Origin of the sequence: Paracoccus sp. PAR01, assembly GCF_014851995.1 — a bacterium.
GTDB lineage: Bacteria > Pseudomonadota > Alphaproteobacteria > Rhodobacterales > Rhodobacteraceae > Paracoccus > Paracoccus litorisediminis.
On the sequence record NZ_JACVAW010000003.1, the window covers coordinates 251,378 to 277,248 of the forward strand.

A 25,871-nucleotide genomic window follows, 5' to 3' on the forward strand; every position below is an offset into this window, starting at 1 on the left:
AATGAGCGGCCGAATTGGCAAGTTTGGCGCCGATTCACGTCAGGTCCGACGCAGGCGCCAACCCCTGCCCTCGGCCAGCCAACCGGCCAGAGCCAGACCCGAGATGATCGCCAGCCACGCCCAGCCCGGGAGCAAGGGCCGATGGGTGATGCCGGTGGTCGAACTGGCCCCCCGCGGGGTGATCGCGATCCAGTCCCCCGAGACGCCCTGCCCGTGCGCGGGCCGCCCCTCGCGCACGGTGCGCAGGCTGGGGATGCCGTCGGACAGGTGCAGTACCGCGCCTTGCGTAACCTCAGGCAGTGAACCCAGTTTCTCGCCCGAGGCGACGGTTTCCTCAAATTCGCGGGGCGCGGCCGGGCCAAGCGCCATGACGCGGGTGATGTCGCCGTCGGTCATCCGGTACAGGCCCGGCCCCGGCGCGGTCCAGCGCGCGGTGAAACGACCCGGCCCGGTCGGCGCAAGCTCGACCGTCACCGTCTGGCCGTCGGGACGGGTGATGCGGACGGGCTTGGCGATCTCGGCCATGGTCCGTCGCGTGATCGTGACCGATAGATCGCCCGAGACATCGGCCAGCAGGGCTTCTTCCTCAAGCTCGGGTTCCTTCATCGACCAATGGGCGATGCGGCGCAGCAGTTCCAATTGCGGCCCACCGCCTTCGAAACCGCGCCCCCACAGCCAGACTTGATCCGAGTTCAGCATGGCGACGCGGCCCTTGCCGACCCGGTTCATGATCAGCAGCGGCTGATCCTCGGCCCCGGTCATCACCACCTGCGCGCGGGGATCGGGGATCACCTGCGACATGCGCAGCCAGCGACCCCAATGGCTGTCAGACCCCTCGCGAGGCGCGCCCGGCAGGCCCGCCGTGACCGGGTGGCGCTGGCCGTCCTCGGTCAGGCGGGGCAGGAAGGGCTGGTCATATATCCGGCCCGTCGGCCGCCCCGGCAGGATCGCCCCAAGGGGCGACAGGTTCAGGCTTTCGACAGACGACATTTCCGGCCCGGCGGAAACCAGAACCGCCCCCCCCTCTTCGACATAGCGGCGGATATTGTCGTAATATTGCGGCATCAGGATGCCGCGCACCTTGTAGCGGTCAAAGATGATCAGGTCGAAATCGCGGATGCGCTCAAGGAACAGCTCCTGCGTCGGAAAGGCGATCAGCGACATTTCATCGACGGGAACCGCGTCCATCTTATCCGGCGGGCGCAGGATGGTGAAATGGATCAGGTCGACATTAGTGTCCGACTTCAACAGGTTGCGCCATGTGCGTTCACCTGCATGCGGCTCGCCCGAGATCAGGAGCACCCGCAGCCGGTCGCGCACGCCCTGAATCTGGATCGCGGCCGAGTTGTTGCGGTCGGTCAGTTCGGGAGTATCGGCCACCGGCGCATCGAAGCCGATCGAGACCACGTTCTGTCCGGCATGCTGCGGCACCACCGGCAGGTCCAGCGGGATGCCGGGCGGCAGGTCAAGGCTGCGGCTTTGTTCGCCGTCGATCAGCACCCGCAGCCTTGCGGGCGATGCGGCAATGGCGGCGGGAACCGCGCCCTGATCCTCGATCCGCACCCGGATGGTAACGGGCTGGTCGATCAAGCCATAGGCAGGGGACTCCTCGACGACCAGCCGCCGGTCCCAGTCGCCCGGCGCACCGGTCAGCAGGACATGAACCGGCGCGGGGGCGGTCTTTGGCAACATGGCCGGGTCATGGGACTGGCCATCGGTCACCGCAATCACCCCGGCGACGCGGGTCTGAGGTTCGGCGGCCAAGGCACGGGTCAGGGCCGCGCCTATCAGCGTGCCATCCTCGGCATCCGAGACGGTGACGCGGCGGATCTCGGTATCGGGCAGCGTGGCAAGCTGGCGCTCCAACCCGGCCAGCGCGGCGTCGGTCTGCTCGGTCCGGCCCGGCAGGGACTGGCTGGCGCTGCGGTCGTCCAGCAGGATCACGATATCGGACAGCTTGTTGCGGATGCCCGATTCCAGCGCCGGCCCGGCCAGTGCGGCAGCCACCGCCAGCCCGGCCAGCCCGCGCAGCGCCCAGCCGCGCAATCCCCGCCACAGCGACCAAATGGTGACCAGCACCGCCAGCCCGGCGATTGCCGCAACCAGCGGCCAGCCCAGCAGCGGATCGAAGCTGAGACCGGTCACTGCATCACCTCTTCGCTGCGCAGGCGTTCCAGCAACGCCGGAACATGGACCTGATCGGATTTGTAGTTCCCTGTCAGCACATACATGATCAGGTTCACGCCAAAGCGGTAAGCCATCTCGCGCTGACGCTCGCCATCAAGGCCCGAGCCCACGGTGAACAGCGGCAGGCCGTTTTCGCCGATGGCCCAAGCCTCGGCCCATGAATTGCCACCGATGATGACCGGCGACACCCCGTCGTTGAGAATGCGAAAGGGCACGCCTTCGCTGGCCTCGGCTCCGGCGGGTGGCGCCTCGGCCCAGACATCGCGGCCATAGTAGCGGCCGGGGAAATCCTGCAGCAGATAAAAGCTGCGGGTCAGCACGTGATCGCCCGGAATCGGGGCCAGCGCCGGAATGTCCAATGGCGCGGCCAGACGGCGCAGCGCCCCCGCCCCCTCGGGACCGCCCAGCCCGGCAATATCACCGTCGCGGGTGTCGAACAGGATCATCCCGCCCGAGCGCAGGAAATGGTTCATCCGGACATAGGCCAAGGGCGAGGGCTGCGGCTGATCCTCGGTGACCGGCCAATACAGGAATGTCAGCAGCGACAGGTCGTCCTGATCCAGATTGATGCCGATCGGTTCGCCCGGCTCGACCGTGGTGCGGTCGGTCAGGACCTGCGACAACCCGCGCAATCCGGCCTCGGATGCCGCATCCACCTCGGAATCGCCGGTGACGACATAGGCCAGCGCGACCTCATCCGCGGCGCGGATCAGGCGCGGATCGGGGTCCTGCGCCTGCGCAAGCGATGCGATCAGCAGGAAGGGGGCCAGCAGGAACCAGATCATGCCGCCACCTTTCCACGGCGGATGGGCCCGCCAGCCAGCCAAGCGCTGCCCAGCGCGTCCAGCGCGAACAGCAACGCCGCCAGCCCGATCAGCCAGCCACGCAGATCGATGCCGGGGGCGCGGCGCGCGGCCTCGACGGTGACGCCGGGCCATGTCGCCTCGCGCATTGGGCCGCCCGCATTCAGCGCAATCGCCCTTTCGCCCGAGCGGTATAGCCCGGCAGGCGCGCCCGGAGCGGGGCCCTTGGCAAATTCGGCGGCCGGAACCGGAACCGGATCTTGCGACGTGGACAGGCGGCCGAACCCGTCCAGCACCTCGACCGGCGTCCAGAAGATATCGCCCTCGGCCTCGGTCTCGGGCGGGGCAGCGCTGGCGCGGGCGGTCTGGACCAGCCGGTCCAGCATTTGCACGAACAGCCCCGAAATCGCGAGGTTCGACCATTCCGCATTGGCCGAGGAATGGAACAGGACCACCTGCCCTTCGCCCAGATCCTCGCGCGTGACCAGCGGTGTGCCGTCGCTCAGCTGAGCCAGTGTCCGCTGCGCCAGTTCCGGCGAGGGCTCGGCCAGAAGCTGGGCGCGGATCATGGCGTCAGCGGGGATCGCCAGCCCACCGAACGGCCCATCGACGGGGAAAGGCGCGATGGTGCGCGGATCGCCCCAGCTGAGCGCGCCGCCGATATCGCGCCCGCCACTACGCAGCCGCACCGGCAGCAACGGCTCCTCGGTCAGGAATTCGGATGCGGCCATGCGCGGACCGGCGAAACGGATCAGCAGCCCACCCTGATCCACCCATTCCGCCAGCGCATCGCTTTCGGGAAGCCCGACCAGATCGGCCAGCACGATCACGTCGGGCGCGGCTTGCAACACATCGGACAAGCCTCCCTCGATCAGATCGGTGCGCGGAGCCAGCGCCCGGCGCAGATAATGCAGCGGGGAAAGCAGGCTCTGCCCCTCGCTCGCGCGGTCATCACCGACCAAGGCAACCTTGCGGCGGCGCACGCTGTCATCGGCCAGCACCACCGCCCCGGCACTGTCCTGCCCGTCCAGCTGAAAGCGGGTGATGCGGTTGCGCAATTCGCTGGGCAGGTCGATCGCAACGGCGCGGGTCGAGATGCCGTTTTCGATCTGCGCGTCCTCAGCGGTCAGGCGCGCCAACTCGCGCGCGGCCCCCTGCGGATCGGTGCCGATGGCCAGCACGTCCGGCGCAGCCCCGCTGGCGGTCGAACGCAGGCGCAGGGACGGCTGATCCCCGGCCACCAGTTGCAGCGATTGCCGCGGACCCTCAGGCGGCACGACTGTCACCGTGCCGCGTCCGCGCAGGTCCGTCAGCAGCGCGGTGCGGCCGGGATGGTCCAATCCGTCGCTCAGCCACAGGATCTGCAATCCCGATTGTGGGGTCTGGCCGAACAGCCGGTCCAGATCCTCGGGATACGTCGTCTCCCATGCGGCGGGCTGGAAGGCGCGCAACTGGGCGGCAAGCTCGGTCGCGGGGGCAAAGGGCAGCGCGCCTTCGGAATGTCCGTCCGCCAGCAGCAGCGCCGCAGGCTGACCGCTGGCCGAAGTGCGGTCCAGCGCCCGCAGCGCGCGGGCCTGACGCTGCGGCCAGTCCGGGGCCGCAGCCCAGCCCGCATCCATGACGATCAGCAACGGCCCCTGCCCGCCCTGTTCCGGCGCGGGCTTCCAGATCGGGCCAGCAAAGCCAAGGATCAGCGCCGCAATTGCCAGCACCCGCAACAGCAGCAGCCACCACGGCGTATGGCGCGCGACCGGCTGCGGGTCCTTCAACCCGATCAGCAGCCGCGTGCCGGGAAAGCGCAGCACCTTGGGCGAAGGCGGCATGACCCGCAGGATCAGCCAGATCACCGGCAACGCTGCCAACGCGGCCAGCAGCCAAGGGGTCAGGAAGCCAAGCGGACCAAGGACCAGCATCACCCCTCCAGCACGGACCACAGCCAGAGCAGCGCCTGCGCCGGCGGCGCGCCGGTGTCATGCGTGCCGAAATGCCAACCCGCATTCAACGCGGCGCGGGACAGGCTGGCGCGCCGATCCGCAAGCCGCGCCAGATAGGCCTCGCGCAGGCCGCTGGCATCGCGGGTGTCATGGCTCAGCGCGCCGCTGGCCGACCGGAACAGCACCGCCCCGCCATAGGGAAAGCCTTCCTCGTCGGGGTCCAGCACCTGCAGCGCCGCGCCCTGCACCCCGGCAGCCGCCGCCCGGCCCAGAAAATCCAGCATCGGGGCGGGATCGCCCAGAAAATCGTCGATCATGATCAGCCGCTGACCGGGACGCAGAATGTCGCTCGCCGGAGCGTCGTCATCGCGGGTCAGTATTTCGCGCCGCACCAGCGCATCGGCGATGCGTTCAGCCTGCAAACGGCCCGGACGCGGTGGCTGCCCGGCCAAGGCGACACGTTCGCCCCCCTCCAGCAGCGCCATGCCCAGCGCCAAAGCCAGCAGATCGGCCCGCGCACGCTTGCTGGGCCGGTCCGGCCCGCCCGAGAACTCCATCCCCGCCGCCGAGGACACCCAGATCACCGCCGATTGCGCCATCTCGGCCTCGCGGTCGCGCACGAATTGCCCATCCGAGCGGGCCGAGCGCCGCCAGTCGATGCTGCGCGCCGTATCGCCGGGCGCAGCGGGACGGTATTGCCAGAAATCCTCGCCCATCCCGGCGCGGCGCTTGCCATGCAGGCCTGCGGTCAGACTGGCGGCCAGCCGCTCCGCCGACAGCATCAGGGCCGGAAGCCCGGCCGAGGCAGCCTCGGCCCTTGCGCGCAGATCGGCGGGGGACGCGGTCACGCCGCTTCCTGCATCCGGTCGCCAAGCAGACGCGCGATGACGCCCTCGACGGTCTCGCCACGGGCGCGGGCGGCAAAGCTAAGCGCCATGCGGTGACGCAGGACCGGCGCGGCCATTTCCTCGACATCTTCCAGCGTCGGCGCGAAGCGACCGTTCAGCGCGGCGCGGGCGCGGGTCACCAAAGTCAGCGCCTGCGCGGCACGCGGCCCCGGCCCCCAGACCAGCGTTTCGCCCATCCAGCCGGGCGCCTCGGGCGCACCGGGCCGGGCGGCGCGGACCAGATCGAGGATGGCGTTCAGCACGCTTTCACCCACCGGCATCCGGCGGATCAGGGCCTGCGCCGCGATCAACCCCTGCGCGTCAAAAACCGGATGCGCCGCACCCTGCTCGACCCCGGTGGTCGCCAGCAGGATCGCGCGCTCGGTCTCGCGGTCGGGGTAGTCCACGTCGATCTGCAGCAGGAAACGGTCCAGCTGCGCCTCGGGCAGCGGATAGGTTCCTTCCTGTTCGATTGGGTTCTGAGTGGCGAGGACATGGAACGGACGGCCCAGCGGGCGATGCTCGCCGCCGATGGTGACCTCGCCTTCCTGCATGGCCTGCAATAGCGCGGATTGGGTGCGGGGGCTGGCGCGGTTGATCTCATCCGCCATCAACAGCTGGGTGAAAACCGGCCCCTCGATGAAGCGAAACGCCCGGCTGCCATCGGCGCGGATATCCAGCACTTCCGAGCCAAGAATGTCGGCGGGCATCAGGTCGGGGGTGAACTGCACCCGCGCACTGCCCAGACCCAGAACGGTCGACAGCGTATCGACCAGCATGGTCTTGCCCAGACCGGGCTGACCGACCAGAAGCGCATGTCCGCCCGACAAGATCGCGGCCAGAACCTGCTCAACCACGGCGTGCTGGCCGACGAAACGCTGCTCGACGCTGCGGCGGGCCTCAAGCAGCCTTGCGGTCAGCGTCTGGACATCGGAGACAAGTTGTTCATCCTCGGTCATGACAATGCCTCTTTTCTGATCTAGGACAGCATAGGATGAGGAATGGCGAGGCTCCACTGGTAATGGGTGGAAAGACTGACAATCCCGTGAAGGATGTGGCCGGGCTGGTGGCCTCGGCGCGGCTTGCCTCAAAAACAGGCCCGGCCCCGGTGCACCTGTGGAACCCACCCTTTTGCGGCGATCTTGATATCGAGATCCGTGCCGATGGCAGTTGGTTCTATCTTGGCACGCCCATCGGCAGGCCGGAACTGGTGCGGCTCTTCGCCTCGATCCTGAAGCGCGAGGGCGACAGCTACTACCTTGTCACCCCGGCAGAAAAGGTGGGCATCCGCGTGCAGGACGCGCCCTTCATCGCCGTCGATGCCGAGATCGGGCAGGATGTCACCTTCACCACCAATATGGGCGAGACTATTGTGGCCGGTCCCGGTCATGCTGTCGAAATGCGCGGCACCGCAGATGCCCCCCGCCCCTATCTGCATGTGCGCAGCGGCCTTTATGCGCTGATCGACCGCAAGACCTTCTATCGACTTGCCCTTGCCGCCGAGCCGGATCAGAACGGGCAAGCGAGCCTGAAATCGGCCGGAATGACATTCTCGCTGGAGCCCTGACATGGCACGCATGGCGGCCAACCTGACCTATCTGTTCACCGAACTGCCCATGCTGCAGCGATTCGCGGCGGCACGCCGTGCCGGTTTCGACGGGGTCGAGATCCTGTTTCCCTATGACCTTGCCTCCAAGGACCTGGTCAAGGCGGCACAGACCGAGGGCATGGAATTCGTGCTGATGAACACGCCGCCGCCGAACTGGGCGGGCGGTCCGCGCGGCTTTGCCGCCAAGCCCGGCGGCGAGGCGCGCTTTCGCAGCGACTTCGACCGCGCCATGCGCTTTGCCAATGTGATGAAGGTGCGCCATCTGCATGTGATGGCCGGGCGCGCCAAGGGTCCGGCCGCGCGTCAGACCCTGATCGAGAACCTGAAATGGGCCGCCGCCCGTGCGCCCCAGCAAAGCCTGACCATCGAGCCGATCAACACCCGCGACAATCCGGGCTACTACCTCGACAGTTTCGAGCTTGCCGCCGAGATCGTGGCCGAAGTCGGCGCCCCCAATCTGGGCCTGCAATTCGACGCCTATCAGGCCCAGATGATCCACGGGCATGTCATGCCCCTGTGGGAGCAACTGGCGCCGCTGGCCCGTCATGTGCAGATCGCCGGCTGCCCCGGCCGGCATGAGCCAAGCTCGGGCAGCTTCGATTTCACCGGCTTCCTGCGCGCGTTGGAGGCCAGCAATTACGACGGCTGGATCGGCGCGGAATACCTGCCCAGCACCTCGACCAGCGCCGGAATAGACTGGCTGCGCTCGGCCTAATAGGCCGAGCTGCCAGTTCCCGCAGGCAACGCGCCATAGGGCAGCCAGATCGTCTTGGTCCGGCTGGCCGCCCGCAGGAAGGCCCGTCCCTGCGCGTTGGCATCAGACCAGTCGCGATGATCGGGCGACCAGACCGGGATCAGCGTCTGGGCAGCGGCCTGTTCGATCGCGGTGCGACCAGCGCCATCCCCGACCTGCCAGATCGCGTTCACGCCGTCATGGCTGGCCAAGGCCCGGCCCAGTTCCTCGCGCGGGCCGGTGACGATATTGACCACGCCCCCCGGCACATCCGAACAGGCCAGCACCTGCGCCAGTGTCAGCGCCGCCATCGGCTGATCCTGCGAGGGGATCGCCACGACCGCATTGCCCATGGCGATGGCGGGCAGAACCAGCGACATCAGCCCGGCCAGCGGCGCGCCATTCGGAGCGATGATGCCCATCACCCCCTGCGGCTCGGGCTGGACATGGGTCAGGTGGCCCGGCTTGGCCGATACCGTCGCGCCGTCGAACTTGTCGGCATGCGCGGCATAAAAGAAGCAGCGGCGGATCGTCGCCTCGACCTCATCGGCGCTGGCAAAACCCGCGAATTCCGAACGCCGCAGGCCCAGATTCTCGGCCAGGAAATACAGGACCTGCGCGCGGCCGTGCCCGCCCAGCCCCTGCCATTTGCCAAGCGCGCCTTGCGCGGCCTCGACGGCGTTGCGGATATCCTTGCGACCGCCCAGCGGGATCAGTTCGTCCTGCGCACTATAGCTTGCCCCGCCATCGGGGCGTTTCTGCGCGCCGCCGATATACAGCTTCACCGTGCGGTCGATGCCCTCGCCGTCGCCAGCCGCGCCATTAGGCATGGCCGAGATCGCGCCGGGCGCGGGATCACGGACCACGGTGGTGGCCGGAGCGGCCAGATAATCCAGCATCCCCTCGCGCCCGCCCTCGCGGCCATAGCCGCTATCGCGCACCCCGCCAAAGGGTGCGCCCGCGTCAAAGATATTGGCGCAATTCACCCAGACCACGCCCGCCTTGATCTTGGATGCCAGATCGGTCGCCACGGTAGCGCTTTCCGACCAGACCGAGGCCGCCAGACCGTAAGCGGTGTTATTGGCCAGATCGACGGCCTCATCCGGGGTGCGGAAGGTGGAAAGCGTGGCGATGGGGCCAAAGATTTCCTGCCGCATGCCGGGATTGGCCGGGGCGATGTTCTTCAGATAACCCGGTGCGATGAAGCAACCCTGCTGAGGCTGCCCGCCGACCAGCACTGCGCCTTCGCGGGTCGCCTCGCCAAGGATCGACATGATGCGCTCCTTTTGCACCGGATCGACGATGGCGCCGATATCGGTCGACTTGTCCAAGGGCGGTCCGACGCGCAGCCTTTCCATCCTGCGATGGAGCAGGGTTTCGAAGCGTTCCGCCACAGATTCCGCGACCAGAATGCGCGACCCGGCGCAGCAGACCTGCCCCTGATTGAACCAGATGGAATCGACAACGCCTTCGACCGCCGCGTCCAGATCGGCGTCGGGCATGACGATAAAGGGCGACTTGCCGCCCAGTTCCAGCGTCAGCTTGCGCCCGGTTCCGGCCAGCGCGCGGGCGATACCGCGCCCAACCTCGGTCGAGCCGGTGAAGGCGATCTTGTCCACGGGTGAGCCGACCAGCGCGGCCCCGGTTTCACCGTCGCCGGTGACGATGTTCACCACGCCTGCGGGCAGACCGACATGGGCGCAGATCTCGGCAAAGGCCAAGGCGGTCAACGGCGTATATTCGGCGGGCTTCAGCACGACCGTATTCCCGGCGGCCAAGGCGGGCGCGACCTTCCACGCCAGCATCAGCAATGGGAAGTTCCACGGGATGATCTGGCCGCAGACACCCAAGGGGGTATGGCCGGGGAATTCGCTGGCGGCAAGTTCCGCCCAGCCCGCGTGATGATAGAAATGCCGAACCACCAAAGGCACGTCGATGTCGCGGCTTTCGCGGATCGGCTTGCCGTTATCCAAGGTTTCCAGCACCGACAGGAAGCGCTCGCGCTTCTGGATGGTGCGGGCAATCGCGTAAAGGAAGCGCGCCCGGTCATGGCCCGCCATTGCGGCCCAGCCCCGCGCGGCCCGGCGCGCGGCGCGCACGGCCTTGGCCACGTCGCGATCAGTGCCTTGGCTGATCTGCGCCAGTTCCGCGCCGGTCGAGGGGTCGCGGGTGGCGAAGGTCTCGCCCGGTTTGGTGAACCGCCCCGCGATGAAATGCCCAAAGCTGCCACGGCTTGCCAGCCAGTCGCGCACCGCCGAGGCATCCTCGGTCGCGGGCCCGTATTCCATGCTTTCCATGATCTCGCCTACACTTGGCATCGTCATCTTATCCTGCTGCCAATCGGTGCGCGGCGGCATAGCGCCCCGTCACATGATGGGAAATCTGCCGCTCGATATCGCCAAGCAGCGAACTTGCGCCAATGCGGAACAGATCGGGGCGCAGCCAGTCGCGGCCCAGTTCCTCAAGCATCAGCACCTGCCAGTTCAGCGCATCCTTGGCCGTGCGCAAGCCGCCCGCGGGCTTGAAACCCACGGCAAAACCGGTCTGGTCGCGATAGTCGCGGATGGTGCGCAGCATGGTCAGGCTGACCGGCAGGGTCGCGTTGACCGGCTCCTTGCCGGTCGAGGTCTTGATGAAATCCGAACCCGCCTGCATGGCGACATGGCTGGCCTTGGCGACGTTTTCCAGCGTCTTCAGCTCACCCGTGGCAAGGATCGACTTCATCAACGCAGCTCCGCAAGCCTCGCGCATGGCGCAAAGCTCATCGTAAAGCGCGGACCAGTTTCCTTGCAGGACATGGGCGCGGCTGATGACGATATCGATCTCGTCGGCGCCCTGATCCAGCGCATAGCGGATCTCGGCCAGTCGCAGGTCAAGGGGCATCAGGCCTGCCGGAAAGCCCGTCGCGACCGAGGCCACCGGCACGCCCGAGCCCTCAAGCGCGCGTTTGGCCGCCGCCACCATGGTGGGATAGACGCAGACCGCGCCGGTGGTCAGCCCCTCGACCCCAAGGGCGGCAAGCTGCCCCGCCTCGATCGGCGCGCGCGCCTTGGCGCAAAGCCGGGCCACGCGGTCTGGGGTGTCGTCCCCGGACAGGGTGGTCAGGTCGATGCAACGCACCGCGTTCAGCAGCCACGCCGCCTGCCAATCCTTTTTCAGGCTGCGCCGCGCAGGCAAGCTGGCCGCCCGCCTTTCGCTGGCCGGGGTATTGATGCGAATGCCGTCGAACCACTCCATGCGCAGCGGCACGCCCGGATTGCGGCGGGTATGGCTGGCAACAGGTTTGCCGTTTTCCATGCTCAGCGTCCTCTGACCCAATCCCACCAGCGGCTGACCCGGCCACGGGCACGGTCACGCGCCGCATCCGCCTGCGCGTCGATGCGGTCCCAGGCCTCATCGGCAGAGCGGATCGCGGGCTCGATGCTGCGTTCATGGAACTGGTTCCACATCCGCCACAGCATGAACAGCAGCACGCCCAGCACCAGCAGGATCAGCACCGCCGGCCAGTTGAACGGCCGCACATCCGGCCCCGCCACCGACCGGATCGAGATTGCATTGGGATAGATCGACAGCCACGACACCCGCCAGCCATAGGACGTGACGCTGACCCATTCCGGATTGGCCGAGGTCGATTTACGATCGGTGGCCTGCGCATGCAGGTTCGAGCTGTCGTATTTGAAGTAAGGCGGCCAGATCCAGCCGGTGTCCTCATTGCGATAGACATAGGGGCGGCCATTCGGACGCACCGTGTCGATAAAGCGCACATCGCGCTGGCCCGCCGCGTTCTGCACCGTGCCAGCATCGGCCGAGGCATAGAAAATCGCATTCGCCCCGATATCGGTCAGACGATTGTAGGTGTTCGTGATCCGGACCGTCTGCCGCGAGGGCAAGGCGTAATCCAGAAACAGAAAGACGGTGATGCCGAACAGCACACCCAGGACAGTCAGGAACCAGCGCATCGGCGCCCTCTCAGTTGTAATTCACCAATACGATGATCACGACGATGGCGACCACCGGCAGGACCAGCACCAAAGCGACCAGCCGCGCCCGCAGGCTTTTGCTGAAGCCGATCATCGAACGCCTTATGAACTCGCGTCGTTCCGGCGAGTTGCCCGCCTTTTCGGGGTGACGCCGGTCCCATTCCTTTTCCAGCGCCTCGCGCCGCGTGCTGCGGATATAGACCGTCAGCAGGAAATAGAAAATCAGCTCGACCGCCAGCACCAGCCCGATCAACCGCAACAAGGCCAACATCGTCAGGTTCTTTCCCGTAGGGACTGGGGATGGCTCATGCCGCCATGGAAGGGGTTGGCGCGCCAACTGTCAATGACCTGCATTCGGGATTCCCCCATCGCAAATGCTGTGGCATGATCCCCAAAAACCAAGGAAAATCGCCCGATGTCCGAACGCCTGTCGATCAGCGCCCTGGTCTTCTTTGCCATCATGGCCCTTCTGGCTGTCTATTTCGCCTTTGCCGCCGTGCAGGGACCATCGGGCGTGTTGCGGCGCGAACAGCTTAAGGCCGATACGCGCGAATTGGTCGCACAGCGCGACAAGCTGCAGGCCGAGGTCAACCGGATGAAGAACCTGACGCGTCGCTTGTCGGACGATTATCTGGATCTGGACCTGCTGGACGAACGCGCCCGCGATGTCCTTGGCTTTCTGCGCCCCGACGAAATCATCATCCGCTGATCCGGTTTCAGGCAGGCCCTGCATGGCTGCGGCCATTTTACGCAGGCGTCGCATATCGCAGGTTTACTTTTCCAGGAAGTCCATTCTAGAAGTAGTTTAACGCTGAACTATCCTGCGCTCAGGAGGAGGACCCTTTATGGTCAGAAAGCCCGCAGCCAAGGAAGTCCCGTCCAACGTTTCCAAGGACGAGCTTCTCAAACATTACCGCGACATGCTGCTGATCCGCCGATTCGAGGAAAAGGCCGGCCAGCTTTATGGCATGGGCCTGATCGGTGGCTTCTGCCACCTGTATATCGGGCAGGAAGCTGTCGTCGTCGGCCTCGAATCCGTGACCAAGGAAGGCGACAAGCGCATCACCTCGTATCGCGACCACGGGCACATGCTGGCCTGCGGCATGAGCGCGAACGGCGTCATGGCCGAGCTGACCGGTCGCGAAGGGGGCTACTCCCGCGGCAAGGGCGGCTCGATGCACATGTTCTCGCGCGAAAAGCATTTCTACGGTGGCCATGGCATCGTCGCGGCGCAGGTTCCGCTGGGCGCGGGTCTGGCATTCGCCGACAAGTATCTGGGCAATGACAACGTCACCTTCACCTATTTCGGTGACGGCGCGGCGAACCAGGGCCAGGTCTATGAGACCTACAACATGGCCGAACTGTGGTCCCTGCCGGTCGTCTTCGTGATCGAGAACAACCAATACGCCATGGGCACCTCGGTCAAGCGCTCGACCAAATCGACGACGCTGTTTGGCCGCGGCACCGCCTTTGGCATCCAGGGCGAGCAGGTCGACGGCATGGACGTGCTGGCGGTCAAGGCTGCCGGCGAAAAGGCCGTGGCCCACTGCCGCGCGGGCAAGGGCCCCTACATTCTTGAAGTGATGACCTATCGCTATCGCGGTCACTCAATGTCGGACCCGGCGAAATACCGCTCGCGCGAGGAAGTGCAGAAGATGCGCGACGAACGCGATCCGATCGAGAACGTCCGCGAGCTGCTGCTGACCGGCAACCACGCGACCGAAGATGACCTCAAGGCCATCGACAAGGAAATCAAGGACATCGTGAACGAATCCGCCGAGTTCGCCAAGGAAAGCCCGGAACCGGCGCTGTCCGAGCTGTGGACCGATATTTATGCCGACGAGCTGCCGCAAGCCGCAGTCGCCAAGAACGCCTGACGGGGGACACAAACAGATGGCAACCGAGATTCTGATGCCCGCCCTGTCGCCGACCATGGAGGAAGGCACGCTGGCGAAATGGCTGAAAAAGGAAGGCGATGCGGTCAAGTCGGGCGATGTCATCGCCGAGATCGAGACCGACAAGGCCACGATGGAATTCGAGGCCGTGGATGAGGGCATCCTTGGCAAGATCCTGATCGCCGAAGGCGCGCAGGGCGTGAAGGTGAACACCCCCATCGCCATCCTCGTCGAAGAGGGCGAAAGCGTCGATGACGTGAAACCCGCAGCCGCCCCGGCGGCAGCCCCCGTCGCCGCACAGGCCGAAGCCCCCGCTGCTGCCGCACCGGTCGCCGCCAAGGCTGACCGTTCGCCCGACTGGCCGGAAGGCACCAAGATGAAGACCATGACCGTGCGGGAAGCCCTGCGCGAGGCCATGGAAGAGGAAATGACCCGCGACGAGACCGTCTTCCTCATGGGCGAGGAAGTCGGCGAGTATCAGGGCGCCTACAAGATTTCGCAGGGGCTTCTGGACAAGTTCGGCCCGCGCCGCGTCGTCGACACCCCGATCAGCGAAATCGGCTTTGCCGGTATCGGCACGGGTGCGGCCATGGCCGGCCTGCGTCCGATCGTCGAGTTCATGACCTTCAACTTCGCCATGCAGGCGGTGGACCACATCATCAACTCGGCCGCGAAGACGCTTTACATGTCCGGCGGCCAGATGGGCTGCTCGATTGTGTTCCGCGGCCCGAACGGTGCCGCTGCCCGCGTCGGCGCGCAGCACAGCCAGGACTATGCGGCATGGTATGCCCAGATCCCCGGCCTGAAGGTGGTGATGCCCTATTCGGCGGCGGATGCGAAAGGCCTGATGAAACAGGCGATCCGCGACCCGAACCCGGTCATCTTCCTTGAGAACGAGATCATGTATGGCCGCAGCTTCGAGGTCCCGGACCTTGAAGACTTCACCATCCCCTTCGGCAAGGCCCGCATCGCCCGCGAGGGCAAGGACGTGACCCTTGTCAGCTTCGGCATCGGCATGAGTCACGCGCTGGACGCCGCCGAGAAACTGGCCGCCGAAGGCATCGACGCCGAGGTCATCGACCTGCGCACCCTGCGTCCGCTGGATTATGACAGCATCATCGCCTCGGTGCAGAAGACCAACCGCCTCGTCACCGTCGAGGAAGGTTTCCCGGTCGCTTCGATCGGCAACCATATCTCGGCCTATGTCATGGAAAACGCGTTCGATTATCTCGACGCGCCGGTGATCAACTGCACCGGAAAGGACGTGCCCATGCCCTATGCCGCGAACCTTGAAAAGCTCGCCCTGATCACCTCGGACGAGGTCGTCGCGGCGGTGAAAAAAGTCACCTACAAGTAAGGGGAACGCGAGATGCCGACAGAAATCCTGATGCCCGCGCTCTCCCCCACGATGGAGGAAGGCACGCTGGCCAAATGGCTGGTGAAGGAAGGCGACGAGGTCAAATCCGGCGATGTCATCGCCGAGATCGAGACCGACAAGGCCACGATGGAATTCGAGGCCGTGGACGAAGGCAAGATCGGCAAGATCCTGATCGCCGAGGGCACGGCCGGGGTGAAAGTGAACACCGCCATCGCCGTCCTGCTGGAAGAAGGCGAAAGCGCCGATGCGATCAGCGCGGCACCCGCTGCAAAGGCCGCAGCCGCCCCGAAAGCCGAGGCGGCAGCGCCCGCCCCGGCAGCCGCCAGCGCCCCCGCCTCGGCAGCGCCCAAGGCCGCCGACGGCAACCGCATCTTTGCCTCGCCGCTGGCGCGCCGCATCGCGGCTGACAAGGGCATCGATCTGGCTGGCGTGACGGGTTCCGGCCCTTACGGTCGCATCGTCAAGGCGGATGTCGAAGGCGCGAAACCCGGCGCGGCCAAACCCGCCGTCGCCGCCGAGGCCCCGAAAGCCGCCCCTGCCCCGGCAGCGGTTGCTGCGGCTGGTCCCTCGACGGAAACCATCCTCAAGATGTATGCCGACCGCGAGACCATCGAGGTCGCGCTGGACGGGATGCGCCGCACCATCGCAGCGCGCCTGACCGAGGCCAAGCAGACCATCCCGCATTTCTATCTGCGCCGCTCGGCCAAGCTGGATGCGCTGATGGAATTCCGCGCCATGCTGAACAAGCAGCTGGACAGCCGCGGCGTGAAGCTTTCGGTCAACGACTTCATCATCAAGGCCTGCGCTTTGGCGCTGCAGGAAGTGCCGGACGCCAATGCCGTCTGGGCGGGCGACCGCATCCTGAAGCTGAAGCCCTCGGATGTGGCGGTTGCCGTCGCAATCGAAGGCGGGCTTTTCACCCCGGTCCTGAAGGACGCGCAGCAAAAGACGCTGTCCGCCCTGTCGGCCGAGATGAAGGATCTGGCCACGCGCGCCAAGTCGAAGAAGCTTGCACCCCATGAATATCAGGGCGGCAGCTTCGCGATTTCGAACCTTGGCATGTTCGGGATCGAGAATTTCGACGCGGTCATCAACCCGCCGCATGGCGCGATCTTGGCCGTGGGCGCGGGCATCCAGACCCCGGTCGTCGAAAATGGCGAAGTGGTCATCCGCAACGTCATGTCGATGACGCTGTCGGTCGACCACCGTGTCATCGACGGCGCACTGGGTGCACAGCTTCTGGCAAAGATCGTCGGCCATCTGGAAAACCCGATGGGCATGCTGGCCTGATCCAGATCAGCCAAGGAATGCAAAAGGGGGCCATCGAGGCCCCCTTTTTCATCTCAGTGCTTACGCACTTCGGGGCTGGCTGCGGGGCTGTTCACCCCGATCCAGCGCCTGAGCAGACCGCCTGCGCCGATCTGCCCGCCATGGATGACCGAGAAAAGCGAAGGCACGAACAGTAGCGACAGCAGGGTCGACAGCAGCAGCCCTCCGATCACCGCAATCGCCATCGGCGCGCTGAACTCGGCGCCCTCGCCCGTGCCCAACGCGGACGGAACCATCCCCGCGGTCATCGCGATCGTGGTCATCACGATGGGACGGGCGCGTTTATGCACCGCGTCCAAGATCGCCACCCGCTTTTCCGTGCCCCGATCCATCGAGGACAGCGCGAATTCGACCAGCATGATGGCGTTCTTGGTCACGATGCCCATCAGCATCAGGAAGCCGATGACCACCGCCATGCTGATCGAATTGCCGGTCAGGAACAGCGCAAGGATCGCTCCGCCAATCGCCAGCGGCAGCGACATCAGGATGGAGACCGGCGTCACGAAGTTATGGAACAGCAGCACCAGCACGACATAGGTCAGCATCACGCCCGAGATCATCGCCACGGCAAAGGCCTGAAACACCTCGCCCATGATCTCGGCATCGCCTGCGGGCTGGATCGCGGTTCCGGGCGGCAATTCGACCTTGGCTTGCAGATCGGTGACCTGCGTGGTCACCGGACCCAGCAGCGCGCCTTCGGCCAGATTGGCGGTGACAGCGGTGCGGTAGCGCCGGTCATAGCGCCCGATCTCGGTCGCCCCAGCGGAAATCGAGACATCGGCCACCGCCTCTAGCGGCACCTGTCCAGCCGAACTTGGCACGCGCAGATTGCGCACCGTCATCAGGTCGCGCCGCGCGCTGTCGTCCAGGCGCACCACAATCGGGATCTGCTCATCACCGGTGTTGAACTTGGCCAGATTCGATTCCGTGTCGCCCAAAGTCGCCACCCGCAGGGTGGTGGCCAGGGCGCTGGCGGTCACGCCCAGCTCGGCCGCCACCGCATCGCGCGGATGGATCTGCAATTCGGGGCGCTGCAATGCCGCCGATGAGGTCACCCCCTCAAGGCTGGGCAGGGTCTTCATCGCGGCCATCAGGCGCTCGGCAGCCTCAGCGGTCGCGTCCTCGGTATCGCCCAGAACCGAGATCTCGAAATCGCTGGCGCCGTTCTCGTTCAGGAAGTTCATCCGCAGGTCGGGGATCTGCGCCAGATCGTGCTTCAGCGCCTCCTCGATTTGGAAGCTCGACCGTTCGCGCTCGGTCTTCGAGCCGTAATTGACCATGATCTTGGCATCCGAGACGTTCGGATCGCCACCGCTGACAAAGACCGAACGCACCTCGGGCTCTTCGGCGATCCGGGTCGAGATGGTGCGCGCCGCGTCGATGGTTTCCTCGACCGTCGCGCCGGGCGGCAATTCGATCGAGATCTGGCTGCGTCCGACATCCTGCGCCGGAACGAATTCGGTGGGCAGAAGCGTCGCCGAAAAGATCGACGCGGCAAAGACCCCGATCCCCATCAGCAGGGTCAGGAAGCGGTGGCGCAGCGTCCAGCGCAGGATACCCATCAGAAGCCGCATCAAGATGCCGTCCTTGGCCTCTTCGACATGGGCGACATCGCGCAGGAAATAGGCAGCCAGCATCGGCGTGATCAGCCGCGCGACCAGCAGCGAGAACAGCACCGAGACCGCCACCGTCAGCCCGAACTGCTTGAAATACTGACCCGGAATGCCGCCCATGAAGCTGACCGGGGCAAAGACCGCGACGATCGAGAAGCTGATCGCGATGACGGTCAGACCGATTTCATTCGCGGCCTCCATGCTGGCCTCATAGGCGGGCATGCCCATGTTGATATGGCGCACGATGTTTTCGATTTCGACGATGGCATCGTCGACAAGGATGCCCGTGACCAGCGTGATCGCCAGCAGGCTGATGCCGTTCAGCGTGAAGCCCAGTTGCTGCATCACAAAGAAGGTCGGGATGACCGAAAGCGGCAGTGCCACCGCCGCGATCAGCGTGGCGCGCCAGTTGCGCAGGAACAGAAAGACCACGATCACCGCAAGGGCCGCGCCCTCATACAGCGTGTCCATGGTCGAATGATAATTCGCCTCGGTATGGGTGGTGGCATCGTCGATCAGATCGATGCTGACGCCGGGATTGCGTTCCATGATCTGCGCGACCCGCGCCTTGGTCCCATCGCCCGCGACCAGATCTGACGCACCCTTGGCGCGGAAGATCCCGAATGCGACCACGGGCTGCCCCTCCAACAGGGCAAAGCTGCGCGTCTCGCTGGGGCCTTCGCTGACCGTGCCGATCTGGTCCAGACGGATCGTGCGCCCCTGCCCGATCAGGATCGGCGTCGCCGCCAACCGCCCCACATCCGAGGCAGAACCCAGCGTGCGAATGGCGAATTCGGTCCCGGCCAGATCACCGCGACCGCCGCCCATGTCGATATTCTTGGCCCGCAACTGGTCCGAGATTTCGGCGGCGGTCAGCCCGAATGCCTGCATCCGGCCCGCGTCCAGTTCGACATTGATCTGGCGATCCGCCCCGCCGATCCGGGTGATGCTGGCGACGCCCGCCACGGTCGACAGATCGCGCGCCACCACGTCATCGACGAAATCCGACAGCGCCTCCATGGTCTTGGTCGGGTCGCTGACGGCATAGGTCAGGATCGCCATGCCCGCGATATCGATGCGCTGGATCACCGGCTCGACAATCGATTCCGGCAAGTCCGAACGGACCTTGGCCACCGCGTCCTTGACGTCGTTCATCGCCCGGTCGGTGTCGGTCTCAAGTTCAAACTCGACGGTGATCGAGGCCGAACTGTCCGTCGCGGTCGAGTAGATATGCCGCACCCCGGTGATCGAGGCGATGGAATCCTCGATCGGCTGGATCACCTGTCGCGTCAGTTCCGAGGGCGCGGCACCGGGCTGCGCCACGGACACACTGACCACCGGCAGGTCGATATTCGGCATGGCCGTGACCGGCAGGCGGCTGAAGCTGTAAAGCCCGATCAGCACGAGCACCAGAAAGGCGGCGATCGACGGGACCGGCTGGCGGATGGACCAGGTCGAGAAGTTCATTCCGCTGCGTCCTTCGCGGGCAGGACCCGAACCGGGTCGCCGTCACGGAAGAATGCCCCGGCCCGCGCGATCACCTCATCGCCGGGCTGAAGCCCTTCGAGGATCTCGCGCTTGCCCTGCCAGACCAGACCGGCGCGGATCGCCCGCGTCTGCACCACGCCATCCTTGACGATCTGGACGCGTTCGCCCTGATCGTCGGCCAGAACCGCGCCCGCGGGAACCGTCACCGCGTCGCGCCGGTCGGTGATGACCCAGCCGCTGGCGAACAGCCCGATGCGCAGCCGCGGATCGGATGGCAATGAGATGCGCGCCCGACCCAGCCGCGTCACCGGGTCGATCACTGCGGGAACCAACCGCACCTTGCCCTTGATCATGCCCTGCCCGGTCAGTTGCACCTCGACCTCATCGCCGGGCTCGATCTGGACCAGAGCGGTTTCGATCACGTCGGCGGCCAGCTCGACCTCTCCGCGCGCAATCATGATGAACATGGGATCGCCGCCCTGACCGGACAGCGCGCCGATTTCCGCATTGCGGGTGGCAATGACGCCATCGACCGGGGCAAGGATGCGGGTATGGCGCAGGTTCAGCTCGGCAATGCGGCGGGCGGCGGCGGATTGGGCCAGCTGCGCCTTGGCCACCGCCAGCCCGTCCAGCGACGATTGCGCCGAGGCCCGCGCCGAGGCCTCGGTCGCGATCACCTCATCCAGCACCGATTGCGCGGTATTGCCGCTTTTGCGCAGGGCGACGGTCCGCTCAAGCTGCGACTGGGCCTGCACCAGCGTCGCCTTGCTGCTGGCGATCTGGCTTTCGGCCTGACTGACACTGGCGGTCGCGCGTTCGAATTCGGCGGTGGCCTGCGCCACCTGTGCGGTCAGGGATTCGTCGTCCAGCACCACCAGCACATCGCCGGCCTTCACCCGGTCGCCGATCTCGGCATGGATCTCGCGGATTTCGTAGCCCGAGACGCTGGCATGGATCTGCACCGGCTCACGCGCCACCAGCGATCCAGTGACGGGAACGCGGGCCTCGATTGTCTCACGTTTGGCCTTGGCGGCTGTCACCACCGGGATTTCCTTGCTGACCACGGCGGCGTCTGCCTCATTGGCCTCGGCAGCCAGAGGCAGCGGCATGTGGCTAAGGCCAATACCTATCATCATGGCGGCAATCTGCCGGCCAATCCCTGTCATCTTGCCTGTCCTCCAGCTTCTTGCGCCTGGTGGGGATCGACGCGCCTGCTTCTATATAGGGTTCTCTCGCCCGCGTCCTAGAACGTGACGGAAACTCCGGGCAGGCGCAATTCCGCGATCAGGTCGCGCAACTCCTGCCGGGCGGCGATATTGGACATGCTCAGCTGTTCGGTGCCGATGTCCTTGAGATCCAGCAGCGTCAGACCGCGTGGAAACAGCTCACGGAAGATCACCCGTTCGGAAAAGCCGGGGGCGACGCGAAATCCGATGCGCTTGGACAGCGTGTCCAGCGCGCCGCCGACCTTGCGCTTGTTGTGCATCTGCTGCGTGCCAAGGCGGTTCCTCAGCACCAGCCAGTCGATCGGCCCCGCCCCGGCTTGGCCCCGCAACTGCCGCGCGCTCCAGACCATCTCGGCATAGATCGAGGGGCCAAGGATGCGCCCATCGGGCGACAGCCGCGCCAGCAGGTCGAAATCGATGAAGCTGTCGTTCATCGGCGTGATCAGCGTATCGGCCAGCGTATGCGCCATCTGGCTCAGCTTGGTATGAGAGCCGGGGCAGTCCAGCAGGATGAAATCGCAGTCGGGCTCAAGCGTCTCGATCGCGCGGGACAGCGGGTCGATCCCGTCGCTTTCCGGTTCAAGATGGCCCAGTCGCGGGGTCGGCAGATCCAGCCCCTCGCTTTGGGTGAAGTGGCTGCGGTTTTCCAGATAGCGGCCAAAACTGCGCTGGCGCACGTCCAGATCCAGCGCGCCTACCCGATGGCCCAGCCGCGCCAATGCCGTCGCCACATGCATCGAGGTGGTGGATTTGCCCGAGCCACCCTTCTCGTTCCCGACGACGATGATATGCGCCATGCATCCCCCAAGAAACGGCGTTCCGCTTTGGACAATAGGCAGCGCCGTGCGCGTTGGAAAGCGTGCCGCACGGACGAATCGGCGCGACTGCGGCATATCTGGAACAACCCCCGACAGGCAGGCACATCCGGTTAACGCGATGATCTGGCCGCAATATTTAACACGATAAGTCTAGTAGATATTTATCTTGCAAAAGACGACAAGACATGTCGTAATAAACCTGTCGAAAACGCCACGAGGCAGCGCCAGAGGAGCCAGACATGTCGATGCTGAACCACCTGTCGGCTTTTGCCGATCGCGCGATCCGGGCCACGGTGCCCCATTCGCCCCGCTATGCGGTGTCGTTGATCGACCGCAATTCGGGCAGGCCGCATATGATTTCCGGCGTGCCGCTGGTGCTTTTGACCACAACCCCGCGTGAGACCTCGGTTGACCTGATGCGCAACCGCGACCCCTCGCGCTGGGACACCTTTATTGAGCGCATGGACAGCAAGGGAGCCTTCCAATGATCCGTTTCAGCCTTCCGACCATCCTGCCCGAAGCGCCGCCAGCATTCGCCACCATCGCGCTGTCGAAATACCAAAGTGCGCAAGGCCCGGTTCTGCGCACCTATCGCGACGGCCGCGTGGTCATCGATACCGGTCGCGGAGCGCTGACCGGCAGGCCCCTGGGCGCGGGACGGGCAGTGTCTCCGATCTGGTCGCCGCTGTTTCTTGGCATGTGACGCGGATCACCCAGGGGTCTTGGAATATCCGGGCGCCTTCCCTCTCATCGCGGCCCGCCCACCGCCGCGACGCAGCCCGGAATAAGAAACGCCGCCCCAAGGGGCGGCGTTTCCGTATTCAGCACTGGCGTAAGGCTCAGAAGCCCAGGCCGGCGTATTTGTTCTTGAACTTCGACACGCGGCCGCCAGCATCCAGCAGCTTGGCCGAACCGCCGGTCCATGCCGGGTGAACGGTCGGGTCGATGTCCAGCGACATCACGTCGCCTTCTTTGCCCCAGGTCGAACGGACCTGATAGACGGTCCCGTCGGTCATCTTGACGTCGATGACGTGGTAGTCGGGGTGAATTTCTTTTTTCATGGCGCGTTTCCTCAGGCCTTGGCGTCAGCTTTGGGCTTGTAGTTGGTGACCTCGGCGATACGTGCCGATTTACCGCGACGATCACGCAGGTAGTACAGCTTGGCGCGACGAACGCGGCCACGGCGGACAACGGTGATCGAGTCGACGTTGGTCGAGTACAGCGGGAAGACGCGCTCGACACCCTCGCCGAACGAAATCTTGCGCACGGTGAAGGACGCGCTGATGCCGCCGCCCTTGCGCGAGATCACAACGCCTTCATACATCTGGACGCGCGAACGCGTGCCTTCGGTGACTTTGTAGCCGACGCGGATGGTGTCGCCAGCCTTGAAGTCCGGAATTTCTTTGCCGAGCGCAGCGATCTGCTCGGCTTCGAGTTGGGCGATCAGGTTCATCGCTTGGGATCCTCTGGTTGCTCGCGGTAGCTCCGCGATTGGTCTGATGCGCCCGAGAGCTGTCGGTCCTTTGCCGGGTCCATATGAGTTGCCTCATATGCCCGCCACAGGTCGGGGCGGCGTTCCTTGGTCAGCCTTTCGGCCATATCGCTCCGCCAATTGGCAATAGCCGCGTGATTTCCCGAGAGCAGGACTTCCGGGATCGCGCGGCCTTCCCAAAGGGCGGGCTTCGTGTACTGAGGGTGCTCAAGCAGACCGTCGGAAAAGGATTCCTCGGCCAGCGATTCCTGATTCCCCAGCACGCGCGGTATAAGGCGAACCGTCGCGTCGATCAAGACCTGTGCGGCAAGTTCTCCGCCGGTCAGGACATAGTCGCCAATGCTGATTTCCTCAACATTATGGGCATCCAGCACGCGCTGGTCGACGCCCTCGAAGCGGCCGCAGATCAGGGTCATGCCGGGACCGTTCGCCAATTCGCGGGCGCGGGCCTGGGTAAAGGGCTTGCCGCGCGGCGACAGATAGATCACCGGCAGGTCCGACCCAGCCTCGCGCAGCGCCGCATCCATGACATCGGCGCGGATCACCATGCCCGCCCCGCCGCCTGCGGGCGTGTCGTCGACATTGCGATGCTTGCCGATGCCGAAGGGGCGCAGGTCGGTGGTCCGCAGGTTCCACAAGCCTTCGGCCAGCGCCTTGCCGGTCAGGGACAGGCCAAGGATGCCCGGAAATGCCTCGGGGAACAGGGTCACGATCTGGGCGGTCCACGCACCAAGCACCTGCGGCTCGGCCATCAGCTCGCGCGGTTGCAGGCTGGCGCGGATCGACAGGCGGCCATGCGACTTCGTGCCAATCGCCGTCGCGCCATGCGACTTGGACCCTGCAGCTTTCGGTTCGTCGGTCATGCGCGGCGGAACTTCAGCAGATTAGCCGCGGCGGCGATCAGCGCGCCGGCAATCGCCGCGCCGACCGGAGCAGCGGGGGCAATGGCCATGGGCGCGGCCAGCCCGCCCAGATACCACAGGCCCAGCACCACCGCGCCACAGATCAGGATGCCCTGCGCCATGATGCGCGCGCTTGGCTGGATATTGCGCCCGGCGACCAGCGGGATCGAACCCGCCAGCAGGATAGGTGCAAAGATATAGGCATTCGGGTTGGCGCTGCCGCTCAGGCCCTGCAAAAGCGGGCCGGCCAGCATCAACACGTAACCGATGACCAGAAGGACCAGTCGCGTCATTCGGTCTCCTCCTGCTCGTCTTCGTCTTCCTCGGGCGGGTCGGCGATGATGCGGCCGGCCGCGATGTCCACGGTGGGGACAAAGGCGCGGGTGAAGGGCAGCAGCAAGGTCTGCTTGCGACCCGGGCCAAAGATTTCAAGGATATCGCCCGCGCCGTGGTCATAGACCGCGCGGACCTTGCCGATCAGTACGCCGCCCGCGTCATAGACGGACAGGCCGATCAGATCGGTGTGATAGAATTCATCATCCGGCAGCGCCGGCAGCTTGTCGCGATCCGCCCACAGGGTAACGCCTTTCAGCGCCTCGGCATCGTCGCGCGTCTCGACGCCCGAAAGCCGGGCGCCAAGCCCGCCCGTCACCGGCCGCGTGAGGCGGACGGTGAACGAGCGCTTGCCATCCTCGGACCAGAGCGGACCATAGGCGGCGATGTCATTGGGTGTCGAGGTGAAGCTTTTCAGCCGCACCTCGCCCCGGACGCCAAAGGCGCCCGCGATCGCGCCGACGCAGATCCGCTCGGTCATCGGGGATTATTCCGAAGCGACTTCGGCAGCGGCAGCGGCGCGAGCAGCGCGCTTCTCGGCACGGTCTTTCGCAGCTTTGCCCGGCTCACCTTTTTTCAGGTTCTTGCGCTCGGTTTTCGGGGTCACGCCAGCGGCTTCCAGGAAGCGGGCAACGCGGTCGGTCGGCTGTGCGCCTTGACCCAGCCAGTACTGGACGCGCTCGATGTCCATCTTGATGCGGTCTTCGGAGTCTTTGGCCAGCAGCGGGTTGTAGGTGCCCAGCTTCTCGAGGAAACGGCCATCGCGCGGCATGCGCGAGTCGGTCGCGACGATTGCGTAGTGCGGGCGTTTCTTCGAGCCACCACGGGCCAGGCGGATTTTCATAGCCATTTGGTTTTCTCCTTTGAAATGGCGGTGTTGTGGTGTGCTGAAGCACACCCTACGGGGTTGGCGTAGGGTGCGCTTCAGCGCACCTATGCTTGGTATTTCTCGTGATGCCGGATCACTTCGGCGATCACGAAGTTCAGGAATTTGCGCGCGAATTCCGGGTCGAGATCGGCCTCGCGCGCGAGGCGTTCCAGCCGCTCGATCTGCTGCGCCTCGCGGGCGGGATCGGACGGAGGAAGATCGTGGTCGGCCTTGAGGAGGCCAACGGATTGGGTGTGCTTGAACCGCTCGGCCAGCGTATAGACAAGGATCGCGTCCAGCCGGTCGATGCTGGCGCGATGTTCCTTCAACAGGGTGGCTGCGCGGGCGGTCTGCTCAGTCATGAAGGTCTCCGGGCTGGGTGCGCGAGGAGCGCAT

The 25,871-nt window shown here is 65.5% G+C and carries 27 protein-coding genes; 8 read left to right on the top strand and 19 right to left on the bottom strand.

Translation table 11 applies throughout. The annotated features are described in order from the left end of the window. Positions 1–39: 39 nt before the first annotated feature. The 5 genes from IB235_RS08755 to IB235_RS08770 are packed head-to-tail and all read right to left on the bottom strand — an operon-like array spanning position 40 to position 6,770. Positions 40–2,145 carry a hypothetical protein gene (locus IB235_RS08755; protein ID WP_192336397.1) on the bottom strand — a complete coding sequence of 702 codons (2,106 nt, stop codon included), beginning with the start codon at positions 2,143–2,145 and terminating at the stop codon, positions 40–42. After that, a complete protein-coding gene (locus IB235_RS25825; RefSeq protein ID WP_343042999.1) occupies positions 2,142–2,972 on the bottom strand; it encodes a DUF4159 domain-containing protein in 831 nt (276 codons plus the stop codon). Before IB235_RS25825 ends, IB235_RS08755 begins: the two co-directional genes overlap by 4 nt. Then, complete coding sequence (locus IB235_RS08760) at positions 2,969–4,903, bottom strand: BatA domain-containing protein (RefSeq protein WP_370576856.1); 1,935 nt, start codon at positions 4,901–4,903, stop codon at positions 2,969–2,971. Before IB235_RS08760 ends, IB235_RS25825 begins: the two co-directional genes overlap by 4 nt. Further along, on the bottom strand, positions 4,903–5,772 hold the full coding sequence (locus IB235_RS08765) for a DUF58 domain-containing protein (RefSeq protein WP_370576857.1): 870 nt from the start codon (positions 5,770–5,772) through the stop codon (positions 4,903–4,905). Before IB235_RS08765 ends, IB235_RS08760 begins: the two co-directional genes overlap by 1 nt. Then, on the bottom strand, positions 5,769–6,770 hold the full coding sequence (locus IB235_RS08770) for a MoxR family ATPase (RefSeq protein ID WP_155039719.1): 1,002 nt from the start codon (positions 6,768–6,770) through the stop codon (positions 5,769–5,771). Before IB235_RS08770 ends, IB235_RS08765 begins: the two co-directional genes overlap by 4 nt. 62 nt (positions 6,771–6,832) lie before the next feature. On the opposite strand from IB235_RS08770, the gene IB235_RS08775 reads away from it, so the two are divergent. Both IB235_RS08775 and IB235_RS08780 read left to right on the top strand, forming a co-directional pair. Then, positions 6,833–7,378 (top strand): DUF1285 domain-containing protein, encoded by a 546-nt coding sequence (locus IB235_RS08775; RefSeq protein WP_155039720.1) that lies wholly within the window; start codon positions 6,833–6,835, stop codon positions 7,376–7,378. A 1-nt stretch (position 7,379) separates the two neighbouring features. Further along, positions 7,380–8,135, top strand: coding sequence for a hydroxypyruvate isomerase family protein (locus IB235_RS08780; protein WP_155039721.1), 756 nt, complete (start codon positions 7,380–7,382; stop codon positions 8,133–8,135). Here IB235_RS08780 and IB235_RS08785 read toward each other — a convergent pair. From IB235_RS08785 to IB235_RS08800, 4 genes are read right to left on the bottom strand one after another with little or no spacing between them, the layout of a single operon-like run. Beyond that, on the bottom strand, positions 8,132–10,471 hold the full coding sequence (locus IB235_RS08785) for an aldehyde dehydrogenase family protein (protein WP_192336434.1): 2,340 nt from the start codon (positions 10,469–10,471) through the stop codon (positions 8,132–8,134). The two genes, IB235_RS08780 and IB235_RS08785, sit on opposite strands and share 4 nt — an antisense overlap. A gap of 7 nt (positions 10,472–10,478) precedes the next feature. Next, complete coding sequence (gene deoC, locus IB235_RS08790; RefSeq protein WP_192336398.1) at positions 10,479–11,450, bottom strand: deoxyribose-phosphate aldolase; 972 nt, start codon at positions 11,448–11,450, stop codon at positions 10,479–10,481. A 2-nt stretch (positions 11,451–11,452) separates the two neighbouring features. Beyond that, on the bottom strand, positions 11,453–12,112 hold the full coding sequence (locus IB235_RS08795; protein ID WP_155039723.1) for a DUF1523 family protein: 660 nt from the start codon (positions 12,110–12,112) through the stop codon (positions 11,453–11,455). Between the two features lie 10 nt (positions 12,113–12,122). Further along, entirely contained in the window at positions 12,123–12,404 is a 282-nt protein-coding gene (locus tag IB235_RS08800; RefSeq protein ID WP_155039724.1) for a hypothetical protein, read from the bottom strand. A gap of 144 nt (positions 12,405–12,548) precedes the next feature. Between IB235_RS08800 and IB235_RS08805 the strand changes: the two genes are divergently transcribed. From IB235_RS08805 to IB235_RS08820, 4 genes are all read left to right on the top strand, one after another. Next, positions 12,549–12,842, top strand: coding sequence for a septum formation initiator family protein (locus IB235_RS08805; protein WP_155039725.1), 294 nt, complete (start codon positions 12,549–12,551; stop codon positions 12,840–12,842). Between the two features lie 136 nt (positions 12,843–12,978). Continuing rightward, positions 12,979–14,010, top strand: coding sequence for a pyruvate dehydrogenase (acetyl-transferring) E1 component subunit alpha (pdhA, locus tag IB235_RS08810; protein WP_155039726.1), 1,032 nt, complete (start codon positions 12,979–12,981; stop codon positions 14,008–14,010). A 16-nt stretch (positions 14,011–14,026) separates the two neighbouring features. Further along, a complete protein-coding gene (locus IB235_RS08815) occupies positions 14,027–15,385 on the top strand; it encodes a pyruvate dehydrogenase complex E1 component subunit beta (protein WP_192336399.1) in 1,359 nt (452 codons plus the stop codon). 12 nt (positions 15,386–15,397) lie between these two features. Continuing rightward, the gene (locus IB235_RS08820; RefSeq protein WP_192336400.1) at positions 15,398–16,696 is read left to right on the top strand and encodes a pyruvate dehydrogenase complex dihydrolipoamide acetyltransferase; all 1,299 of its coding nucleotides are present in this window, start codon (positions 15,398–15,400) and stop codon (positions 16,694–16,696) included. A 53-nt stretch (positions 16,697–16,749) separates the two neighbouring features. Here IB235_RS08820 and IB235_RS08825 read toward each other — a convergent pair whose 3' ends face one another. The 3 genes from IB235_RS08825 to IB235_RS08835 all read right to left on the bottom strand — a co-directional run bounded on the left by IB235_RS08825 (position 16,750) and on the right by IB235_RS08835 (position 21,859). After that, positions 16,750–19,815 carry an efflux RND transporter permease subunit gene (locus IB235_RS08825; RefSeq protein ID WP_192336401.1) on the bottom strand — a complete coding sequence of 1,022 codons (3,066 nt, stop codon included), beginning with the start codon at positions 19,813–19,815 and terminating at the stop codon, positions 16,750–16,752. Then, positions 19,812–21,002 carry an efflux RND transporter periplasmic adaptor subunit gene (locus IB235_RS08830; RefSeq protein WP_225612120.1) on the bottom strand — a complete coding sequence of 397 codons (1,191 nt, stop codon included), beginning with the start codon at positions 21,000–21,002 and terminating at the stop codon, positions 19,812–19,814. Before IB235_RS08830 ends, IB235_RS08825 begins: the two co-directional genes overlap by 4 nt. Before the next feature lie 77 nt (positions 21,003–21,079). Next, positions 21,080–21,859 carry a division plane positioning ATPase MipZ gene (locus tag IB235_RS08835; RefSeq protein ID WP_155039730.1) on the bottom strand — a complete coding sequence of 260 codons (780 nt, stop codon included), beginning with the start codon at positions 21,857–21,859 and terminating at the stop codon, positions 21,080–21,082. 260 nt (positions 21,860–22,119) lie between these two features. Between IB235_RS08835 and IB235_RS08840 the strand changes: the two genes are divergently transcribed. Together IB235_RS08840 and IB235_RS08845 are read left to right on the top strand one after the other, a co-directional pair. After that, positions 22,120–22,368, top strand: coding sequence for a hypothetical protein (locus IB235_RS08840; RefSeq protein WP_155039731.1), 249 nt, complete (start codon positions 22,120–22,122; stop codon positions 22,366–22,368). Beyond that, entirely contained in the window at positions 22,365–22,583 is a 219-nt protein-coding gene (locus IB235_RS08845; protein ID WP_192336402.1) for a hypothetical protein, read from the top strand. The genes IB235_RS08840 and IB235_RS08845 overlap by 4 nt, the downstream gene beginning before the upstream one ends. A gap of 136 nt (positions 22,584–22,719) precedes the next feature. On the opposite strand, the gene rpmE is transcribed toward IB235_RS08845, so the two are convergent. The 7 genes from rpmE to IB235_RS08880 form a co-directional block, all read right to left on the bottom strand. Beyond that, positions 22,720–22,941 (bottom strand): 50S ribosomal protein L31, encoded by a 222-nt coding sequence (rpmE, locus tag IB235_RS08850; RefSeq protein ID WP_155039733.1) that lies wholly within the window; start codon positions 22,939–22,941, stop codon positions 22,720–22,722. Between the two features lie 11 nt (positions 22,942–22,952). Beyond that, on the bottom strand, positions 22,953–23,333 hold the full coding sequence (rplS, locus tag IB235_RS08855) for a 50S ribosomal protein L19 (RefSeq protein ID WP_155039734.1): 381 nt from the start codon (positions 23,331–23,333) through the stop codon (positions 22,953–22,955). Continuing rightward, complete coding sequence (trmD, locus tag IB235_RS08860) at positions 23,330–24,235, bottom strand: tRNA (guanosine(37)-N1)-methyltransferase TrmD (RefSeq protein ID WP_192336403.1); 906 nt, start codon at positions 24,233–24,235, stop codon at positions 23,330–23,332. The genes rplS and trmD overlap by 4 nt, the downstream gene beginning before the upstream one ends. Further along, positions 24,232–24,567: a hypothetical protein gene (locus IB235_RS08865; protein ID WP_192336404.1), complete on the bottom strand. Its 336-nt coding sequence runs from the start codon at positions 24,565–24,567 to the stop codon at positions 24,232–24,234. Before IB235_RS08865 ends, trmD begins: the two co-directional genes overlap by 4 nt. Continuing rightward, positions 24,564–25,088 (bottom strand): ribosome maturation factor RimM, encoded by a 525-nt coding sequence (gene rimM / locus IB235_RS08870; RefSeq protein WP_192336405.1) that lies wholly within the window; start codon positions 25,086–25,088, stop codon positions 24,564–24,566. Before rimM ends, IB235_RS08865 begins: the two co-directional genes overlap by 4 nt. A 6-nt stretch (positions 25,089–25,094) precedes the next feature. Continuing rightward, positions 25,095–25,457, bottom strand: coding sequence for a 30S ribosomal protein S16 (gene rpsP, locus IB235_RS08875; protein WP_155039738.1), 363 nt, complete (start codon positions 25,455–25,457; stop codon positions 25,095–25,097). A gap of 83 nt (positions 25,458–25,540) precedes the next feature. Beyond that, positions 25,541–25,837 carry a chorismate mutase gene (locus tag IB235_RS08880; protein WP_192336406.1) on the bottom strand — a complete coding sequence of 99 codons (297 nt, stop codon included), beginning with the start codon at positions 25,835–25,837 and terminating at the stop codon, positions 25,541–25,543. Positions 25,838–25,871: the final 34 nt, after the last annotated feature.

Excerpts from the sequence above, each read along its gene's own strand:
- IB235_RS25825 (WP_343042999.1), bottom strand. The coding sequence starts at position 2,972 with ATGATCTGGTTCCTGCTGGCCCCCTTCCTGCTGATCGCATCGCTTGCG.
- IB235_RS08760 (WP_370576856.1), bottom strand. The coding sequence starts at position 4,903 with ATGCTGGTCCTTGGTCCGCTTGGCTTCCTGACCCCTTGGCTGCTGGCC.
- IB235_RS08770 (WP_155039719.1), bottom strand. The coding sequence starts at position 6,770 with ATGACCGAGGATGAACAACTTGTCTCCGATGTCCAGACGCTGACCGCA.
- IB235_RS08775 (WP_155039720.1), top strand. The coding sequence starts at position 6,833 with ATGGGTGGAAAGACTGACAATCCCGTGAAGGATGTGGCCGGGCTGGTG.
- IB235_RS08780 (WP_155039721.1), top strand. The coding sequence starts at position 7,380 with ATGGCACGCATGGCGGCCAACCTGACCTATCTGTTCACCGAACTGCCC.
- IB235_RS08785 (WP_192336434.1), bottom strand. The coding sequence starts at position 10,471 with ATGCCAAGTGTAGGCGAGATCATGGAAAGCATGGAATACGGGCCCGCG.
- deoC (WP_192336398.1), bottom strand. The coding sequence starts at position 11,450 with ATGGAAAACGGCAAACCTGTTGCCAGCCATACCCGCCGCAATCCGGGC.
- IB235_RS08795 (WP_155039723.1), bottom strand. The coding sequence starts at position 12,112 with ATGCGCTGGTTCCTGACTGTCCTGGGTGTGCTGTTCGGCATCACCGTC.
- IB235_RS08800 (WP_155039724.1), bottom strand. The coding sequence starts at position 12,404 with ATGTTGGCCTTGTTGCGGTTGATCGGGCTGGTGCTGGCGGTCGAGCTG.
- IB235_RS08805 (WP_155039725.1), top strand. The coding sequence starts at position 12,549 with ATGTCCGAACGCCTGTCGATCAGCGCCCTGGTCTTCTTTGCCATCATG.
- pdhA (WP_155039726.1), top strand. The coding sequence starts at position 12,979 with ATGGTCAGAAAGCCCGCAGCCAAGGAAGTCCCGTCCAACGTTTCCAAG.
- IB235_RS08815 (WP_192336399.1), top strand. The coding sequence starts at position 14,027 with ATGGCAACCGAGATTCTGATGCCCGCCCTGTCGCCGACCATGGAGGAA.
- IB235_RS08820 (WP_192336400.1), top strand. The coding sequence starts at position 15,398 with ATGCCGACAGAAATCCTGATGCCCGCGCTCTCCCCCACGATGGAGGAA.
- IB235_RS08825 (WP_192336401.1), bottom strand. The coding sequence starts at position 19,815 with ATGAACTTCTCGACCTGGTCCATCCGCCAGCCGGTCCCGTCGATCGCC.
- IB235_RS08830 (WP_225612120.1), bottom strand. The coding sequence starts at position 21,002 with ATGACAGGGATTGGCCGGCAGATTGCCGCCATGATGATAGGTATTGGC.
- IB235_RS08835 (WP_155039730.1), bottom strand. The coding sequence starts at position 21,859 with ATGGCGCATATCATCGTCGTCGGGAACGAGAAGGGTGGCTCGGGCAAA.
- IB235_RS08840 (WP_155039731.1), top strand. The coding sequence starts at position 22,120 with ATGTCGATGCTGAACCACCTGTCGGCTTTTGCCGATCGCGCGATCCGG.
- IB235_RS08845 (WP_192336402.1), top strand. The coding sequence starts at position 22,365 with ATGATCCGTTTCAGCCTTCCGACCATCCTGCCCGAAGCGCCGCCAGCA.
- rpmE (WP_155039733.1), bottom strand. The coding sequence starts at position 22,941 with ATGAAAAAAGAAATTCACCCCGACTACCACGTCATCGACGTCAAGATG.
- rplS (WP_155039734.1), bottom strand. The coding sequence starts at position 23,333 with ATGAACCTGATCGCCCAACTCGAAGCCGAGCAGATCGCTGCGCTCGGC.
- trmD (WP_192336403.1), bottom strand. The coding sequence starts at position 24,235 with ATGACCGACGAACCGAAAGCTGCAGGGTCCAAGTCGCATGGCGCGACG.
- IB235_RS08865 (WP_192336404.1), bottom strand. The coding sequence starts at position 24,567 with ATGACGCGACTGGTCCTTCTGGTCATCGGTTACGTGTTGATGCTGGCC.
- rimM (WP_192336405.1), bottom strand. The coding sequence starts at position 25,088 with ATGACCGAGCGGATCTGCGTCGGCGCGATCGCGGGCGCCTTTGGCGTC.
- rpsP (WP_155039738.1), bottom strand. The coding sequence starts at position 25,457 with ATGGCTATGAAAATCCGCCTGGCCCGTGGTGGCTCGAAGAAACGCCCG.
- IB235_RS08880 (WP_192336406.1), bottom strand. The coding sequence starts at position 25,837 with ATGACTGAGCAGACCGCCCGCGCAGCCACCCTGTTGAAGGAACATCGC.